The sequence below is a fragment of the Lewinella cohaerens DSM 23179 genome, assembly GCF_000379805.1.
Lineage (GTDB): Bacteria > Bacteroidota > Bacteroidia > Chitinophagales > Saprospiraceae > Lewinella > Lewinella cohaerens.
The window spans coordinates 31,120-50,111 of record NZ_KB903549.1; the positions used below are offsets into that span (position 1 = coordinate 31,120).

At 45.7% G+C, this 18,992-nt stretch carries 12 protein-coding genes; 5 read left to right on the plus strand and 7 right to left on the minus strand.

Going from position 1 to position 18,992, the window contains the following annotated elements; translation table 11 throughout:
• Positions 1-93: 93 nt before the first annotated feature.
• Together A3EU_RS0116265 and A3EU_RS0116270 are read right to left on the minus strand one after the other, a co-directional pair.
• Entirely contained in the window at positions 94-1,737 is a 1,644-nt protein-coding gene (locus A3EU_RS0116265; RefSeq protein WP_020537250.1) for a DUF1501 domain-containing protein, read from the minus strand.
• Positions 1,738-1,750: 13 nt separating this feature from the next.
• Positions 1,751-3,208 carry a DUF1800 domain-containing protein gene (locus A3EU_RS0116270; protein ID WP_020537251.1) on the minus strand — a complete coding sequence of 486 codons (1,458 nt, stop codon included), beginning with the start codon at positions 3,206-3,208 and terminating at the stop codon, positions 1,751-1,753.
• A gap of 343 nt (positions 3,209-3,551) precedes the next feature.
• Here A3EU_RS0116270 and A3EU_RS32965 point away from each other — a divergent pair, with 343 nt between their 5' ends.
• Both A3EU_RS32965 and A3EU_RS32970 read left to right on the plus strand, forming a co-directional pair.
• Positions 3,552-4,418: an OmpA family protein gene (locus A3EU_RS32965; protein ID WP_020537252.1), complete on the plus strand. Its 867-nt coding sequence runs from the start codon at positions 3,552-3,554 to the stop codon at positions 4,416-4,418.
• Positions 4,419-4,458: 40 nt separating this feature from the next.
• Positions 4,459-5,667 carry a helix-hairpin-helix domain-containing protein gene (locus A3EU_RS32970; protein ID WP_020537253.1) on the plus strand — a complete coding sequence of 403 codons (1,209 nt, stop codon included), beginning with the start codon at positions 4,459-4,461 and terminating at the stop codon, positions 5,665-5,667.
• A 194-nt stretch (positions 5,668-5,861) separates the two neighbouring features.
• On the opposite strand, the gene A3EU_RS0116285 is transcribed toward A3EU_RS32970, so the two are convergent.
• Both A3EU_RS0116285 and hemW read right to left on the minus strand, forming a co-directional pair.
• Positions 5,862-6,662, minus strand: a complete 801-nt coding sequence (locus A3EU_RS0116285) for a hypothetical protein (RefSeq protein WP_020537254.1) — start codon at positions 6,660-6,662, stop codon at positions 5,862-5,864.
• Between the two features lie 124 nt (positions 6,663-6,786).
• The gene (gene hemW, locus A3EU_RS0116290) at positions 6,787-7,929 is read right to left on the minus strand and encodes a radical SAM family heme chaperone HemW (RefSeq protein WP_020537255.1); all 1,143 of its coding nucleotides are present in this window, start codon (positions 7,927-7,929) and stop codon (positions 6,787-6,789) included.
• A gap of 104 nt (positions 7,930-8,033) precedes the next feature.
• On the opposite strand from hemW, the gene A3EU_RS0116295 reads away from it, so the two are divergent.
• Positions 8,034-9,809: a BamA/TamA family outer membrane protein gene (locus A3EU_RS0116295; RefSeq protein ID WP_020537256.1), complete on the plus strand. Its 1,776-nt coding sequence runs from the start codon at positions 8,034-8,036 to the stop codon at positions 9,807-9,809.
• Here the strand turns inward: A3EU_RS0116295 and A3EU_RS33945 are convergent.
• Both A3EU_RS33945 and gyrB read right to left on the minus strand, forming a co-directional pair.
• Entirely contained in the window at positions 9,806-10,411 is a 606-nt protein-coding gene (locus tag A3EU_RS33945; protein WP_020537257.1) for a hypothetical protein, read from the minus strand. The genes A3EU_RS0116295 and A3EU_RS33945 overlap by 4 nt on opposite strands.
• 259 nt (positions 10,412-10,670) lie before the next feature.
• Positions 10,671-12,653: a DNA topoisomerase (ATP-hydrolyzing) subunit B gene (gene gyrB, locus A3EU_RS0116305; protein ID WP_020537258.1), complete on the minus strand. Its 1,983-nt coding sequence runs from the start codon at positions 12,651-12,653 to the stop codon at positions 10,671-10,673.
• Between the two features lie 204 nt (positions 12,654-12,857).
• Between gyrB and A3EU_RS0116315 the strand changes: the two genes are divergently transcribed.
• Together A3EU_RS0116315 and A3EU_RS0116320 are read left to right on the plus strand one after the other, a co-directional pair.
• Positions 12,858-14,087, plus strand: coding sequence for an alanine dehydrogenase (locus A3EU_RS0116315; protein ID WP_020537260.1), 1,230 nt, complete (start codon positions 12,858-12,860; stop codon positions 14,085-14,087).
• A gap of 54 nt (positions 14,088-14,141) precedes the next feature.
• Complete coding sequence (locus tag A3EU_RS0116320; protein WP_020537261.1) at positions 14,142-16,217, plus strand: patatin-like phospholipase domain-containing protein; 2,076 nt, start codon at positions 14,142-14,144, stop codon at positions 16,215-16,217.
• A 172-nt stretch (positions 16,218-16,389) separates the two neighbouring features.
• Here A3EU_RS0116320 and A3EU_RS0116325 read toward each other — a convergent pair whose 3' ends face one another.
• On the minus strand, positions 16,390-18,894 hold the full coding sequence (locus tag A3EU_RS0116325; RefSeq protein WP_020537262.1) for a transglycosylase domain-containing protein: 2,505 nt from the start codon (positions 18,892-18,894) through the stop codon (positions 16,390-16,392).
• Between the last annotated feature and the right edge of the window lie 98 nt (positions 18,895-18,992).

Here is an 18,992-nt window from a genome sequence, read left to right on the forward strand (position 1 = left end):
ATTTACGGACTCTTTCTAAGTTAACGTCAGGCTGGATTTTGGCTAAGGCCAAAATTCGGGATGACTATGTTTTCAATAAACAATTAATTGAGCTTATCGAACAAGGCGAATTTGCTTGGAGTGTTGCTGGTTACCCACTCTTAAGTTAACAACATACACACCTGCAGCCCAACCGATATCTGACAATGGCAGACTGAATCGTTGATTACCACTCATCTGGTAACCTTGAAAAACAGTCTTCATTGGTTGTCCAAGCATATTGTACAAGGTAATGTTTACCGGGCTGGCCGTGGCGAGATCATAACTCAAGAACAACTGGCCTGCATGGTAATATGCTTCAAGGTTTATGTTACTTAACTCCTGCGGCGACCAAGTACTTACGGGGGCACAGCTCAAGCCAAGGCCGCTCAGCCGCTCGTATGTTTCGCCCATTACCTGATCGACGAGGTTGCCATCGATACAAAGCCACTGCTCCAATACCGTAGCATAAATTTGACGGAAATCCGTCGTATACTGTAGGTTTCCATTGTTATCAACCTCTTCCAGGTCGGGTAATCCGCCCAAGCTCCCATTGCCATTCAGACCTTCACCGAACATTAACAATGGAGCTGCGGCTCCGTGATCGGTTCCATCAGAGGCATTTTGTTCAATACGGCGGCCAAATTCTGAGAACGTCATTGACAAAGCCCGTTCGCCATGTCCTCCGTTACTGAGGTCTTCATGAAAATGTTGAACAGCTCTTGACAATTGATTCATTAAGCCTGGGTGGTTATTCCCTTGATTTGCATGGGTATCAAAACCATCATGCACCACCATATACAGACGTGTTCCCAGACCTCCACGAATCATCCGCGCCACCAATGCTAGTTGCTCTGCCAGGCTGTTATTATCATACTCTACACTATTACTACCCTCTCCGTAAGCATCCGCAACCACCTCTGCATACCGAAAAGTGTTATTGGCAACAGAACGCAAGTAGCTAAGTTGTTCCCCATAATGACAATCCGGTACAGCCAATGGATCGTGCAACTGCCCTGTTTGAGCAATCGTATACAATTGTTCAGGATTGGCAACATTCAAAGACATATCAAAGCCATCCGTGTTATTAAAGACCAGATTACCCGCGCTCCCCATCTGAATCGCAGGAGGTGTCAATGGTGGATTGTTCAAGAAGTCGGGATACTCCTGCTCTAATAGACGGCCCAACCATCCAGAGTCAGCTACTTCATTGGCATCCGCGCCGGAAGCCCACAGGTCTGTAGACCGGAAGTGCGACAAACTATGGTCTTCGTAGCCTACATTGTTTACGATTTTCATCTGGCCGTCCTGCCACATATTCTCAAGCGCGCCCATTGAATTGGGCATTCCTAATTCTCCTGTAAGGTTAATCACCTCATTTTCGGGGATTGCAATGTTTGGTCGGCCAGACTGATAGGTACCATAATCAAACAGTGGTATGATGGTATTTAGGCCATCGTTTCCACCTTTGAGGCGAATCAAAACCAGTATCCTGTCTTCTGTGGTAGCACCAGAAAGTGCCATCGCAAGTGGAGAGCTGGTAATGGCCGTAAGTGGCATTTTCCCCAAAAGGAAAGAAGCGGTACCTGCCACTCCTAATTGGCGTAAAAATGTTCGGCGACTCCAGTTCTGATGATCCTGCTGGTGTGCCTGACCATGCTCTAGCGCAATACCGCGCTTTGTCTTTTTATTATTGTTATGCTTATCGTGATTACACATGATTGGTCAGGTTTTAGGATAATTGAAATTCAGGTAGGCGAGAAATGTGTTGCATCAGCAACCCGACCTGTACTGGAACGGTTTCCCAAAATAAGTTCCATTCCCCACTGTCGTAATAATTCTGAGGAACCTCCCATTTAAAAATATCCGTCGCAGCAGCGTAAGCTTCAGGAGTTGTTAGTCCCCCTGGTACCAGGTAATCAATGATGGCTTGCGTAACCAATGCCGGGTCATTTGCATTACTGGTTGTTAACGCTTGCGCCAATGTCACCAACCGTTGTGGTTCACCTTGATAATTGGTAAAGATGAAAAAGTCGGAAGTTTGCCAGCGGCCTGTAATCGTATTGGTGTTCACCCAGTCACGATCGCCGGGCCAACCAGCTACATCTATGGGGTTAAACAAGCCTTGATTGAGCTGATACCCTGCATAGAGGATATAATTGCGAATATCTTCATTGATAATAAAGTCACTTTCGATAACTGTATTAATCATAAATTCCAATGGGCTTTTGATTAGGACACCCATTATTTTTTCATCAAAAAAATGTTCGCTTTTGAATAGCTGCCGAAAAACGGGTTCCAGCTCCCAGTCATTCGTTCTCAATGTTTCTGCTAGCCCAGCCACAATATCTTCGGCAATTTCCGGGTGTACAAAGTGGCGGTAAATTTTCCCGCAGATGTATTCTGAAATTTCGGTAGCTCTTTCTGTAAACAGAATATCATGAAGCTCATCGTAACCCCAGTTACCCGTTTGTCCGAAAATAGTTTTACTATCCGGATCATGTAGCAATTCGGTAAAAGTGATCGGAGCACATGCAGAAGTAAAACCATTCCAGCCAGTGAGTGCGCGAGCTGTTTCTACAATATCCTGCTGGGTGTAGCCATTGTCTTGCCCAAGTGTAAAAAGCTCGTACAATTCACGCGCATAATTTTCATTCGGCTCGAAACGGTTATTCTGTACCCCATTGAGGAATACCAGCATGGCTGGTGTTTTGCCCATTTCGTAGACAAATTCCCGAAAATTACCCAGCGCGTGCGTTTGCAATAACTGGTGGTAAGTATACATCCAGGAAGGGCAGAAATAATCTTCAAACCTGGTCACAAAATGATTGTGCCAAAAGAGAGTAATGCGTTCCTTGGCACCATTTGCCAACATGGAACCTATCCAATCATTGGCATACTCGATGACTTGAGCATTGCTTTCGGCACCAAAATCACCGTAGTCATCAATTGTCCAGTTCGACCAAGTAGGCGCTGGCAAATTTGGCGTATTGAGGGCTCCATCAATCAATTGATCAACGAGCGCACCAGGAGTGAGTTGTTCCGCAGTAACAATTGTACCTTGAGTAGCGCCATAACCCAGACGACGAAAAAGGTGTTGAACGCGCGCACGGTTCCAGGGAGCCGCCGCGTTATCGGCATAGGGCACCAAAGTACCCGTTGCACAATTAGGAGGTGGGACAGTTAACATAATAGAATGGAATTAGGGGGTCAACAATTATTAGCCTTAACGTAAAGTTAGGCAAAAAGCTTGTTCCAATGCAAAACCTACTGACAATGAGGAGTTGAGGTTTTCAAAAAACGAGGCTTAGACCGTAAAAAAGGACGATGGTTTAAAGGGAAGGGCGCTTTTTAATATAGCCAATTTTGAGCTTGTATTCCTGCTCTGCTTTCACTTTGAGACGCGATTTTCTGTCCAATCAATATTGAAAGGCATCTGTAAGATTCCTTCCAACATTTATCGGTAAGATCGGTATATAGTTATATTTGAGGATTCTTATTATCTTTCCACTGATCAAATCAAAACCCAACTTATGAGGTTTCTGGCATTTTTGCTTTTCATAGCCTTCGTGCTCTTCGCGATTTTTGCCCGGTGGTTCTTTATTTGCGACATTTTGAACCTTTGTGAAGAGGCTCCTGTCGAAGTAGAAGTAGCTCCCAGGTTACAAACGCTACAGCTTACTGAAAACGACTCTGTTTTATTGAGTGGTTACGATCAGTTTGCATTTTCTAAAGGAATAGACCAACCCGAGCTGAACACCAACAATGAGCAATTCCTTGACACCCTTGCTCAAATGTTGACTGCTGATACAACAAAATCACTAGAAATAACTGGCCGTTTTACCCCACAAGAAAAGGACATCATGGCCGGTTTCTACGAAAACATGGGCCTAGCCCGAGCTGCGGCTATCCGAGATTTGATGGCCTCTAGGGGTATTGACGAGAACCGAATCAGTTTAAAGCACGCCATTACTTCCGACAGTTTACTACAAGAGCCGCTACTGTTCGCTTTTGCATTAAACGACCTCCCTAGTGAATACGCTACAGCATCGTATCGTTTCACGAACATGACTTACTCTGACGCTAACTTCCCTAGTAATAGTGCCATTTTTGACCCTGGTGAGGCGTTCCGCAATTACGCAGACTCTGTTAAAGTGTATATGGAAGCCCATCCTGAAAAATCTATCCGTATTGTCGGTCATACCGATAATATAGACTCTGAAAAATACAACCTTAAATTGGGAATGCGTCGCGCAGAAAGCGCCAAGGAATACCTGGAAAACCTGGGGATCACCTCCGCCATTGAAACAGAATCCAAAGGAGAAACGGAACACGTCGCCTCGAACGATACGCCAGAAGGACGGCAGGAAAATCGCCGGGTTAACTTCATCATTGAATAAAAAGGTCCGCAACTAAGTATTGCGCAGAAAATAAACTATAATGACTGATCAAACACTTATAAATTACTTCACTCAGATTGATTCCCGTGAGGGTTTGTTTTTGTGGATGTGTATGCTTGTTGCTTTTCTTATTGGCTTTATTATTGCGTATTTGTTGCGCTCAGGCAAGGTTCGTCGACTCAAGAAAGAGCTAGCCGAAGCCCGACAACAACTGGAAGCTAACCAAACACTCCTTACCAGTGCACAAGACCAACTGAAGCAACGAAACGCAGAACTTCAGGAAGAAAGTCGGGAAAAAGTAGACTTAATGGAGCGAGTAAGAGGCGTTGATACTCAAAAAGATCAACAGCTTCAAGAGGTTGTAATGCTCAATCAACGATTGGAAGAAATACAAGCCGCTAATCGCAACTACAGCCTCACCATTGACGACCTCAACAACCAGATTGCGGAGCTAAAAACGCAGAACGCACAATTATTGGAGACTCCTCAAAATTTTGTTGACACCAAAACAACGACTGTTGTTCCTTCTCAAGAAGTAGCAGAATTGCGCGAACGTTTAAATACTTTCGAAACCTCTTTAAGCCGCCTATCCGGAGAGAACCAAGCCCTAAGATCAGACTTGGCAATGCTGAAAACGCAGCCCACTGTTGAAACAGCCGTCGAAGCGGAAGATGGTGAATTAGTACTGGGTAATGACAAAACTGTTCTTTACGATAAAATCATTGTTTCAGATCGAGACAAAGATGCGCTTACTAACATAGAAGGAATAGGTGATTTTTTAGAGAAAAAGCTCAATAGTATTGGTGTTTTCTCTTATGAGGATATCGCCAACTGGACACCAGGACGGATTGATGAAGTTACTGGAAAAATCGGCTATATCCCTGGGCGAATAGAGAAAGACGACTGGGTTGGGCAAGCAGCTTTACTCTTACAAAAAGAACTACAAACACCTGCACCTACAGCAACAGCAACAGCTGAAGCAGCTAAAGGGAAAAAAGCTACTGATCTTAAAATTATCGAAGGTATCGGCCCCAAAATAGAAGAAGTACTCAAAGATGCTGGCATTGAAGACTGGTCCGCTTTAGCTGCTGCAGAACCCGGAAACTTGAAGGATATACTAGAAGAAGCGGGTGATCAATACAGAATGCACAACCCTTATACTTGGCCACTACAAGCAAGGCTGGCTGCTGCTGGCCGCTGGGACGAGTTTAAAACTTATCAAGAAGAACTGAAAGGCGGAAAAGAATAGTACGTCCAAAGTAGGAGAAGAAAGAGCAGTATAACGATCCGTCTCTGCGGTTTCAAACGCAGTAGAGGCACGACCGAAAGTGCTCTTCTCTCCGTACAATTGGCTAATGTAAATGAGAAAAATGAGACATATCGAGGGCGCGTACACGCGTAAAAACTATGGTATGTCTCATTTTATCAAGTACCTCACAAAAGCTAAGCAGCGACTAAATGCTTCTCCAGTGGCTCTTTAAGCCGGTGAACTAATTCTGGATCCACTGCTTCCGTAAAGAGGTCAATCTTACGGTGATCATCAATTAGTTGTAGCTCCATGCGCTCGGCTAAATCTTTTGCTAAATCGCCCATACGCACCGCATAATCCTGAGACTTTCCAACAGCCATAAAGAGATCAATAACTCCAGCACGAATCAAATCCAATGGATTAAGTTGCGCCAGTAATTGCCGTTGATTACCATTGACCTCCGCAGCTCCTCTTCGGCGAAGTTTATCACGAAGCCCTTCTGAGGTGTAGCCCAAAACTTCCGCCCGATATTGCCACCAATTAGTAGCCATGCCCTTATTGCGCTCACGATATACCCGCAAGTGGCGTCGTTCACATTCTTCCTGGCAGGAAATCAAGGTCATAGCTTTCGTAATATCGATCAAATGCTTGAACTGAGAAGAGCTTAGTCCGGCAGTATCGACCCCTTCGGTTAGCATAGCCAACTGGCGAGCATACTTTTGCTTGACCTTACTACGAGACCTTAACACTATTTGCTTAGCGAAGTCTACAGAAAGGTAATAGTCAGACCACAACACGGGCCCCTCCACTTTCCTTGCTGCAAATTCTTGCATTTTCAAGGGCTTGCGAATACCATCAGAGAATTCATAATAATCCTTCAGCCAACGTTTCACATTAACAGGGTAATGTTGAGCTGGCAACTGAAGCGCCTGGTAAAGATCTGTGGCCAAAACCACTTTTGTACCTTTTTTGCTTACAAATATATCGAGATCCATATTTTCATCTATTTGATCTGATACAAATATACACCTTATTGTTTTAATAAACAAAAAATTTAAAACAATAAATTATTCAAACAACAGAAAACCAAGGCCACGCAAACACGCAAACACCTCACAGTCAGTTACTAAAAAACAAATCGCTCGCAATTCTATCTGCTAACAATCTTCCTTCTTTAGTTAAAACAAAAACACTTTTTTCTTCAAAAACCAATCCTTTGTCAACAAATTGGTGAATACCCTCAATAAAATACGCCTTAAAAGGTGCAGCCATTTTATCCGTTGTTACCCCCCAGCTTGTGCGCAAGCCTGTCAGGATATACTCATTATATTGATCTGCCGGACTAAGGTTTTCTATTTCATACAAACCCACCGTAGCTTCTTCTTCATTCTCCTTTAGTGCAGCTATCGATTTTAGATACTTGGCATTATTAGCAATATTCCACTGCCGGGAATGGCCATTAAAACTATGAGCAGAGGGGCCAACGCCTAAATAATGGCTTGCCAACCAGTAATTACTATTGTGAACTGCCCGGTGCCCCGGCAATGCAAAGTTGCTGATTTCATAATGTTCATAGCCGGCATCTTCTAACCAGCGCATTAGTATTTCAAATTGGCGAGCAGCTTGCTCCTCTTCTACCTCTCGGCTTTTTCCTGTCTTAATTTGATAAGCCAAGGCCGTCTTCGGTTCTACCGTGAGCGCATAACACGACAAATGCGGCACCCCTGCATCAATCAGGGTCCGCACGTTATTCTCCCAAGTAACATCTGACATCGTAGGTGTTCCATAAATAAGGTCAACCGTCAGGTTTTTAAAACCAAAACTTTGGGCCATCGCAATACAACGGCGAGCCTCGACGGCATTGTGCGCGCGATTCATGTAGGTAAGATCCTCGTCAGCAAAAGATTGAATACCTATACTGAGTCGATTGATGGGCGAAGCCTGCCAACGCGCCAGGTTCTCTTCTGTAATGTCATCCGGATTGGCCTCCAGGGTAATCTCAGCATCAGCGCCCAACACAAAACATGCTTTTATCGTTTCAAAAAGGGTATTTAATTCTTCCTCATCAAGCAATGACGGGGTACCTCCTCCGAAATAGACGGAACTCAGGTGTTTGTCTTCTAAGTAATCCTTTCGTAAAATCAGCTCCTGCACGATAGCTTGTGTCATTTCCCCTTTATACTTCATTGAAGTGGAAAAATGAAAATCACAGTAGTGGCAAGCTTGCTTGCAAAAAGGAATATGCAGATAGAGACCCGACATAAAAAGCTATTTTTGAACTGTAAACATAACGAATGACCGCTTAAGGCGTTTTAGCATTGGTAAAACTTCTAACAAGTTCTTCGCAAATCACCTGTTCTCACCACATGCGATTGTTATTCGTAATAGGCTGGCTTTTCTTATGCTCCACTTCAGGTATCGGGCAGGTGACCACCCTTCACCTACTGACAACTGACGCGAATCACAAAGAACTACAGGACTTTAAATCTTTCCCCGACAGTACTTTTACAGATAGCCTTCAGTTGAACAACAGCCTCAAAACCTTTCTAAAAGAACTGCATGAGCAAGGTTACCTAGAAGCTTCGGTAGATACATTACTCCAAGCACAAAACAAGTATACCGCGATTTTGCATCGTGGCCCTCTTTACCGCTGGGTGACACTTTCAGGTAGTAACATCCCAAAATCTTGGCTAAGCAAGGCTGGCTTTCGCAGTCGCTTATACAGTGACAAACCGCTTGATATTAATCGTTGGTTGCAATTGCAAGAGCAACTGGCTGGCATTGCTGCAAACAATGGCTTTCCTTTCGCACAAGTAATGCTGGACAGTATCAGGTGGCAAGCCCCTGGAATGTTGGATGCAAAAATAACGATCCAAAGAGGGCCTTTAATTTTCTTTGAAAAGATAGACCTTACTGGTGAAGCTCAGATCAGTAAAACTTACCTACACAGTCATTTGGGACTATTTCCTGGGCAGGTCTACAACGAGGCTTTGATCAAGAAAGTTCAACAACGTATTCAGGAACTTCCATTTGTGCAGCTACAGGAAGCGCCGCGAGTACAGTTCATCGGTGATCAGGCTCGCTTAATCTTAAAACTTGCTCCCAAAAAAGCGAGTCGCTTTGATTTTATTGTTGGCGTACTTCCGCAAAGCCAACAGACCGGACGCCTATTGGTAACTGCACAATTGGATGGCGCACTCCAAAATGCGCTTGGTAAGGGAGAACGCGTAGCGATAGCTTTTGAACAGTTACGGCCACAAACCCAAGAATTGGACCTTGCCTTCAATTACCCTTATTTACTCAATCTTCCTTTTGGCGTAGATGCCCAACTGAACTTATACCGGCGTGACACCAATTTTATCAACCTCAATTGGCAACTTGGCATTGACTACCTACTAAGTGGCGGGCGGAGCGTCCAGGCTTTTTGGTCACAAAACCAAACCAACTTGCTGAGTATCGACAGCATTCAAATCCGGCAATTTGATCGTTTGCCGGACACGCTTGATGTGCGCCGGAGCACCTTTGGTCTGCGATTCAACCTTAATCAACTAGACTATCGCACAAACCCCACCAAAGGCTGGGAATGGCAACTATCTGCTGGTGCCGGTCAGAAAATCATTCGACGCAATGCAGAGATTGAAGCCGTAGGGTTAGACAACCTTTACGATAGCCTCACTTTGCGCAGTGGCCAGTACCGCTTAGAGACTTACCTGGCCCGTTATCAAAGTATTGGGCAGCGGAGCGTTATCAAAACTGCCTTTACGGGCGCTGGCATTTTGGCACCAGAACCCGTGCTCGCTAATGAGCAGTTTCGTATTGGTGGCAATCAACTTCTTCGTGGGTTTGACGAAGAGGGCATCTTCGCTACCAACTTTGGCTTACTTACACTGGAATACCGTTTTCTTCTTACGACAAACTCCTACCTCTACAGTTTTTTTGATTGGGCCAGAGTTGACAACACCTCCCTCAACAGCCCAACAGGTATTGATACCGTTTTGTGGTATCAGGGACTGGGGGCTGGCATTACTTTTGAGACCCGAGCGGGGCTATTTGGCCTTAGTCTTGCTTTTGGCAGACAAGACCAGCAGCCTTTTGACTTTGGGGCCCCCAAGGTACATTTTGGGTATGTGAGTTTATTTTAAAAAAAGATATCGAAGTAGTCTACGACATTTCCTCCTTCACAATTGTTTTTTTCCTGCAAACGCCAATACTTTCTTGCACCAGTAGCTCTAAAGTGTACGGGACCTTTCTTCACGCAAGTTTCGCCGCCATTGACATAAGAAACACGGGAGATGATCTCTCCATCAAACTGAAAAACTTGGTTGCCTTCCCAAGTTAGGACACCATTGATAGAGGCAAAATCGTCGTTCTCTGTGCCTTTTTGTTCGCCCTTCACACTGTATTTGTTATCCGATAAAAATTCGACCTCTACCTGGCCCGGGTTATCCCAACCGATCCACTGGAGGGTAAAACTGTGTTTTCCAGGTTGGATGGGGTGATCAATAATCTTGTCATCAGCACCCGTTTCTTCGTCTTGATCAGCGTCGCTTTCTGTCTCCTCTCTTTCTCCTACAGTAGGCGTATTTAATGTTGCGGGAGGTTCTGGATCGGTGGCCTCTGTTGTTTGTTCGGTCTGGGGTGCTTCTTGCTCTACAGTATCCTCCTTGCTTGATTTGTCACTAGAGCAATTGTTTAGTAGGGCAACGAAACAGAGAGACAATAGGAGAGTGGTGAGTTTGTACATGATTTTTCTGTTTTTGATTCGTGTAAAGATAAATATACCCGTTGCTAAGTAGTCTGGGACATTTTCACTTGTCCTTGTCCGAACAGAAAATGACGTTGCGACAATATTCCCAAACCACTTAGTGCCGGGTATAGTAAAACAACTGATCCCGAACATTGCAAAAGCAAAGTTCGGGATCAGTGAAAATATTTCATGCAAAAATCAAACGTTCTTAGGAACAGCACGAAAATAAAACGCGATTTTGTTTTCTGCGCAATACTTAGACGTCGATCTTAGCGTATTTAGCATTTGCTTCAATGAAGGCACGACGAGGGGGTACTTCGTCTCCCATTAACATGGAGAACACCTCGTCTGCGCCGCGTGCATCCTCGATGGTAACCTGCTCCAAGATGCGCGTATCAGGATCCATAGTGGTTTCCCATAGTTGCTCCGCGTTCATCTCACCAAGTCCCTTATAGCGCTGTATTTTGATACTGTTCTCAGAAGCACCAGCTTCGGTATAGTGATTAACAGACGCTTGGCGTTCTTCTTCTGACCAGCAATACTGAAACTGCTTGCCTTTGCGTACCNGATAGAGTGGCGGCTTGGCAATATAGATATAGCCATTCTGGATGAGGCGATGCATATAGCGGAAGAAGAACGTAAGAATCAGTGTTACAATGTGGCTACCGTCAACGTCGGCATCACACATGATAATTACTTTGTGGTAGCGGAGTTTTTCGATATTTAAAACCCGCTCGCCCTCATTATTTTCTTCAATACGTACGCCGAGGGCCGTAAACATGTTCTTGATCTCCTCGTTTTCGTAGATCTTGTATTCAAGTGCTTTCTCTACATTGAGGATTTTACCACGTAAGGGTAAGATCGCCTGAAAAGTACGATCGCGACCTTGTTTGGCCGTACCACCGGCCGAGTCACCCTCCACGAGGTATAATTCCGAGGCCTCTGGTGAACGCGAAGAACAATCGGCCAACTTACCAGGCAAGCCACTACCTGTCAACACGTTTTTGCGCTGAACCATTTCACGGGCTTTACGGGCCGCATGACGGGCCGTAGCCGCAAGGATAACTTTATCAACGATGCGTTTGGCTTCGTTAGGATTTTCTTCAAGAAAAATGCCGATGGCATTTCCTACAGCTCGTGACACAATACCCGTGACTTCGCTGTTGCCCAGCTCGCCTTTGGTCTGGCCTTTGAACTGAGGTTCAGGCACTTTAACAGAAACGATAGCCGTAAGTCCTTCCCGGAAATCTTCTCCGGTAATTTTGAACTTCAGCTTTTTAAACATCCCATTTTCTTCCCCATACTTGGCAAAGATCCGGTTAACTGCCCGACGGAAGCCGTTTACGTGAGTACCTCCTTCGCGCGTATTGATATTATTCACAAAGGAATAAATATTCTCACTGTACGAGGTATTATACTGCATCGCTACTTCCACCTCTACGTTATCTTCCTTACCGGTAACGTGGATTGGGTTTTCTGTGATTGGCTGCTTGCTTTGATCGAGAAACAGAACAAACTCCTTTAATCCACCCTCTGAGTAGAAGGTTTCGTTTCGGTGCTCGCCATTCTCATCCTTAGACCGCATATCCATAAGGGTCAGCGTCAGGCCAGAATTCAGGTAAGCCAATTCCTGCAAGCGATGGGCTAAAGTCTCATATTTATAAACCCGCTCTTCCCGGAAAATTTCCGGATCAGGCAGGAAGGTAACACGCGTACCACGCTCGGTAGTGTCCCCTATCACTTTTACATCTTCGGCAGGTTTACCCTGATGGTATACTTGCTCATATATTTTTCCTTCCCGATGTACTTCTGCACGTAGCATACTGGAGAGTGCATTCACACAACTCACCCCCACCCCGTGCAAACCGCCGGAAACTTTATAAGTATCCTTATCAAATTTACCACCTGCGTGCAGTACGGTCATTACCACCTCCAAGGCTGATTTTTTCAGCTTGGCATGCATACCAGTAGGAATGCCTCGACCATCATCTTTAACCGTGATTGAATTATCTTCTTCGATGACAACATCAATCTGGCTACAATACCCGGCAAGGTGTTCATCGATCGAGTTATCTACGACCTCCCATACAAGGTGGTGAAGGCCTTTGCTATCGGTACTACCGATGTACATTCCGGGTCTTTTACGTACTGCTTCCAACCCTTCGAGGGCGGTAATATTATCAGCACCGTAATTCATTTGCTGACCCTTGCTGTCTCTTTGATTTTCCTTTGTACTCATTCCTGCAAAAGTACGAAAAATCGACCTATTTTCAGACTATTATTTAACTTCAAGTAGGTAAATATTTTCACATTCTTGAATTCGTCGAATATGCTTTCTTTCTGAAGCAAAAATCCAGCTATCTTGGCGTAGATTTGCTACTGCGAAAAAATAAGTTGAGCCTTCTCTTGCCATTATCCTCTAGGAAAATCCTATTTTTGAAACATGAGTGACAAGGAGAAAAAAATCCCCCTGCCTAAAGAGTTTACCGAAGGCCAGCTAATGACCCAATCGGAGACTTTACAACGCAATACCAGGCAACGGCATTTATATATTGGGCTTCCCAAAGAAATTACTTTGCAGGAAAACCGAGTAGCCTTGGTTCCTTCCTCTGTCAGCACCTTGGTGGCTCATGGCCATCGGGTTGTTATGGAAACAGGTGCAGGGGAGAAGTCTAAATTTTCGGATCACGATTACTCCGAGGCCGGCGCAGAAATTGCCTACAGTCCTGAGGTTGTTTACAAAGCGGATGTCATCATCAAGGTAGCCCCTCCTACGCTCGACGAGATTGAATTTATGCGGCCTAACCAGCTATTGATTTCCCCCTTGCAACTTCCTATCATCAATGCGGAATACATCTACCGCCTGAAAAGCAAACGGGTAATTGCCTTGGCGATGGAGTATATCAAAGATGATTCCGGCTACTTCCCCATTGTTCGCATTATGAGTGAGATGGCAGGTATCAGTGCGATGCTTACTGCTGGCGAATTATTGACCAACACCAGCGGAGGGGCGGGCGTTTTGCTAGGTGGTATATCAGGTGTTCCCAGCGCAAAGGTCGTTATACTAGGTGCTGGCATTGTCGCAGAATATGCTACCCGAACGGCATTGGGGCTAGGAGCAGAAGTGCGCATTTTTGATGACAACATTTACAAACTCAAAAGAATTCAAAATCAGGTTGGGCGGCCCTTGTATACCAGTGCCCTCAATCCTGTTTATCTGGAACGTGAGTTGATTTCAGCAGAAGTCGTTATTGGCGCCATGCACTCCGAAAGCGGGCGCACTCCTATTGTCGTAAGCGAAGGAATGGTCGAAAAAATGAAAGATGGTGCCGTCATTATCGATGTCAGCATCGACCAAGGAGGGTGTTTTGCAACTTCGCGGGTAACATCGCTGGATCGTCCTACTTTTATAAAGCACGGGGTGATTCACTACTGTGTACCCAACTTGTCTTCTCGGATCGCCCGAACGGCATCCATCGCTACCAGTAATATCCTGACACCTATCCTTCAAAGAGCCGGCGACATTCAAAGTATTGAAAAAGTCCTTTTTGGAGATTACGGTCTGCGCCACGGCGTATATACTTACAAGGGTTGCTTGACCAACGAATATCTCGGACGACGTTTTTCCATAAAATCTACCGATTTGGATCTTTTGATAACTTCGTCACTCTAGCGGGTAAAACACGCTCTTTTTTGTATTACTCTTTTTTAAAACACCCCACAATTCATGTCTGCAAAAAACACCTACTCCGACGTCATCGCTGCTGAAGACGAGCTTTTGCGAGAAAGACGAAGAAAAATAATGGGCGATGACTTCGCCGCCGACCTCAACAACAATCGTTTTGGTTTGGCGCTCTCTGGCGGCGGTATACGTTCCGCTACGATCAACCTCGGGATATTAAAAACCCTTCACAAATTTGGCATTCTCAAACAAGCAGATTACCTAAGTACTGTTTCTGGAGGTGGGTATACAGGGGCTTATATTCAAGCCACGACCAAAGAAAAAGGACAAGATGGAAAGCTGTTTGCGACCGAGCACTTGGCCTACATGCGCTCTCATGGAGAATACCTTTTTCCTGGCACTGGCCTAGAAAAAATATGGAATCAGCTGACACTGGTTGTTGCTTTCTTGATCAGCTTTTTAATGAGTCTACTGAGCCCCGCTATCTTGGTAACATTGGTCGTAGGCTCCTACTTTTTCTGTGATTATTATGATTTGATAACCGTCAATTTCACGGACGCGCTTCAGCAGCATTGGCAGTGGCTGATGCCCGAACTTTTTTATGGCGGACTTGTCATATTCGTACTTCATTACCTCCTTAACATTGCACAAGTCTACAAGCTGGATGGATCCAATCTTTTCAACCGCCTAGAGACTTTGGTTGTTATTGGCATCCTGAGCACCTTTGGCTGGCCTTTGATTAAAAGCTTTCAATCCGTAAAATCGCCCAGCGCTGAGCAGCTTCTTTTTTTTGTAACGGCTGGTTTTATCCTGATATTGATGGGCTTATTCACCAACCCTAACGCAACCAGCTTCCATCGTTTTTACCGCAAGCAACTGGCGGATGCTTACTTGCACTTTGCCACCAATAATAAGAATATATTTCTGCACCAATTATGTCAACCACAGAGTGATGAAGCTAAAGACTACCTCGCTCCTTACCCCTTGATCAACACTTGCCTGAACCTACAGTCCAGTAAAGACCCCAATTTTCAGGGGGCAAAAGCCAGCGATTATTTCCTTCTTTCTCCGCTTTACTGTGGAGCCAAACTAGTAGGTTATGTACCGACGGAGGAAACTATTGGTTACAGGCAGATGACCTTGCCCGCAGCAGTCACTATTTCAGCGGCGGCAGTCAACCCTGGGCTTGGTGCTTACTCCAACAAGCTCCTTAGTATTCTTCTTACCGTCTTCAATTTGCGACTTGGTTTTTGGACCTGGAACCCTCTTAAAATAAAGACTTCCTGGCCCTTGGTCTGGTGGCCTTTCTACTTTTTCTACGAGCTATTTGGTCGTATCGGAACTGATAAAAAGATGATCAACATCAGTGACGGAGGGCATATTGAGAACCTCGGCGTAATGGAGTTGCTCCGTCGCCAATGCAAACTCATCGTCTCGGTTGACGCTGGCGCTGACCCCAAATTTACTTTTGCCGACTTGGAAAATCTTGCCGTTAGAGCTCGTAACGAATTAGGTATCGATATCCGCTTTCGCCCTGATAATATCCCAGAAGACATCATGCGGGTAAACCCTAGTCATGGTTATTCTCGCAAACGGTTTGCCGTAGCTGATTTGTACCAGCTTTGGGAAAAAGTATGTACAGATGAAGGCGAAGAAAAGATTGTACACTATCCCGGTGGAAAGAAAACAGGTGTTTTTGTTTACGTAAAAAGTACCGTTACAGCACCTACCGGCCGACCAGATGACGCTGCCTTCAAGGATGCTTTCCAATACGGAACTTACAAATACAAGATTTACAACCCCGACTTTCCTCACGAGTCTACTGCTGATCAATTTTTTGATCCAATTCAATGGGAGTCTTATTTTCAACTAGGGCAGTTCATTGCCGGTGATATCCTGGGGGTAGACAACCTCAATAATTTTGATGTCGAAGAAGAAGCTTTCACCATTCCGCTGGATGAACTTTATCGACACTTTGACGAAGACATGCAGTTGTTTGGCGCAATGGTATTGCCAACGCCAAGCGTTCGTGGAAGAGGGATGGACGACCTCATGATCGACGCTGCCCAGCAGGGACCAGATCAGGAAATGGAGGGGACACCTACGGAGTATAAGATGTAACCTTAATTAATTCATTAATGCAACAAGGGTGAGCTACTAGTCGCTAATCACAGATCACCAATAGCCCACCTATGCCCTTAATGTTTCGAGAACGAAGACTAATCATAAATGTGTGCCTCACAGAATTCACTAAGAGAAGTGGTGCAGGAATTCACGTATAATAGCTATTAACCTACCCATCATCATCCCTGCCAAAGAGCACTTTACCCCAATGTTCTCGGCGCTCATCCCGGCGTTCGTATCGCTCACTTTTTCGGCGTATTCTTTGGGCGTATTCCGCCAGCGTTTCGTTTTCCCGCCGGGGGTTCTTATCAAGGAGTTCTTGCAGAAGCGCAGCGTCCATTGATTCAATGGTGCGGTTCCATTCTACCATCTGATCGACGGGGGCGTCTTCGTAACCCACAATCGGCATTTCTGGCAAATAAGGCGGGCATTCCAACAAAGCAAGCACCATCTCCGGCGGCTCAGGGTAGGTAGCTCTGCGGATCGCTTTGAAATTAGGATCTTTGATCACGCGTACGGTATAGGAGCCAAAAACAGGCAGTGCCGTGCGTGATGCTTGCCCACGCGAGAGGCTACGAAAATGAATACCGGGGTGATCGGTACCTACCCATACACCGGTTACCATCTTGGGGTTAAACCCAACAAACCAGCCATCGGCCTGGTCTTGAGTGGTACCGGTTTTTCCCATCAGTGTACCGCCAATACCAAACTCGGTACGCAGACGTTTTGCGGTGCCACTGTCCACCACACTTTGCATGATATTCAGGATCATATCTGCATGACCAGGTTCTAGTACTTTCTTAAAACGGTTGCCATCTGGACGATCAAAGGTGAGTAGCACCTCTCCTTCTGCAGTCTCTATCCTATCCAAATAATGGAGGCGATCCGGGCGGTAACCCCGATTAGCAAAGGTGGCATAGGTAGTTACCATATCCAATAAATTGGCCTCCACAGCCCCCAGTGCGATGGCGGGTACTTCTGGTATATCGCTACTGATCCCCATATCATGCGCCAGCTTTACTACATTTCTGACACCGGCACGAAGGGCAAGTTCTACGGCAATGGTATTGACCGAATTACTAAGTGCCCCCGCCAGTGAATAAGCTCCACCGTATTTCCCATCGCTATTATGGGGCTGCCAGCCTTTGAATTGGTCGTAAGTGCGTAACTCATTGGAGGTATACTCACAGGGCATCATTCCACTCTGCAAGGCGGCCGTGTAAACAATTGGTTTAAAGGTAGATCCTACTGGCCGCCGTGATTTTACGTGGTCGTACTGGATGAAACGATGATCGCCACCGCCCACCCAGGCCCTGACGAGTCCGGTTTGTGGCTCCACAGAAAGCAAGCCTACGTTCAGTAATGTCAAGTAATGTTTGAGCGAATCCATAGGGCTAAGCAAAGTATCCACGGCACCTTCTCCCCAAACGAAGATGGTCATCGGCATTGGCTTGTCGAAACTCTTCTGAATCCGCGCTTCATTGGCACCTTTCTGCTTTAAATCCTGGTAGCGCTGTGTTCGCTCCAAGGCACTTTGCAGTGTTTTCTCTGACCAGGGTGTTCGTTTTTTCCAGTCGTCCTCAAACCGACGCTGTACCAAAGGCAACTGGTAGGCCACAGCTGCTTCGGCGTGCCGTTGCATCCGGCTATTGATGGTGGTATGAATTTTCAGCCCATCGGTATAAAGGTTATAAGCACTGCCATCGGGCTTCTTGAGGTCCTTTATCAGGCTGGTGACTTCCTGGCGGAGCTGCTCACGGAAGTAGGTAGCCATTCCTTCGTTGTGGCCTTCTTGCTGGTAGTCGAGCTCAAGCGGCAAAGCTTGCAGACTATCCAAAACACTGGCTTCTAAGTGACCAGCGCGGGCCATTTGGCTGAGTACTACGTTGCGGCGCTCAGTGGCTGCTTCCGGATGGCGGCGAGGATTGTAAGCCGTCGTTGCTTTAAGCATACCTACCAGCACTGCCGCTTCTTCCGTACTCAGGTTTTCGGGCGACTGATTGAAATATCGAAAAGCCGCCACCTTAATGCCGAAAGCATTTTCGCCGAAAGGCACCGTATTGAGATAGAGACGCAGGAGTTCTTCTTTGTCGTAGATACTTTCCAGCCTACGAGCTGTAAACATTTCCCGTAGCTTATTGATGGGCATCGCTAAAAAAGCATACGCTTGTCGAGGAAACAAATTCTTCGCTAATTGCTGACTCAGTGTACTTCCGCCACCAGAGGATTCATCACGTAATAATATTGACTTTACCAGTACCCGCCCCCAGGAGCGTAAATCAATGCCGCTGTGTTCAAAAAAGCGGGAATCTTCCGTAGCAACTAGCGCATTGATGACCTCGGGAGAAATCTCATCCAATCGCGCGTCGGTTCGATTTTCGATGTAATACTTGCCCAGGAGCACACCGTCTTCGCTGTAAATTTCTGATGACTGGTTGTTCTCAACATTCTGCAACTCCCCATACGTAGGCAGTGCTCCGAAAGCACCCTGCCAAACCAAAAAAGCCAATACCAACACAGCTATTACACCAGTGATTATCGGCCCACCTATCCCATAGATAGCAAGCCGCAATTTTGACTGCTCCTTGAGCCAGGCCCCAAACCGTTGGCCTGTCTTTCCTAGATACTGTTGAAAAATAGTGGTGGTTTTCTGAAATGCTTTTTGCCAATTCATACTGCTGTGTTGGGCGGAAGTTAAGGTTCCGCCTACTGAGGATTAATTCTTCAAGAAAACGAACCGGCTACAAAGATAGTATTCGCATAAAATGTTTT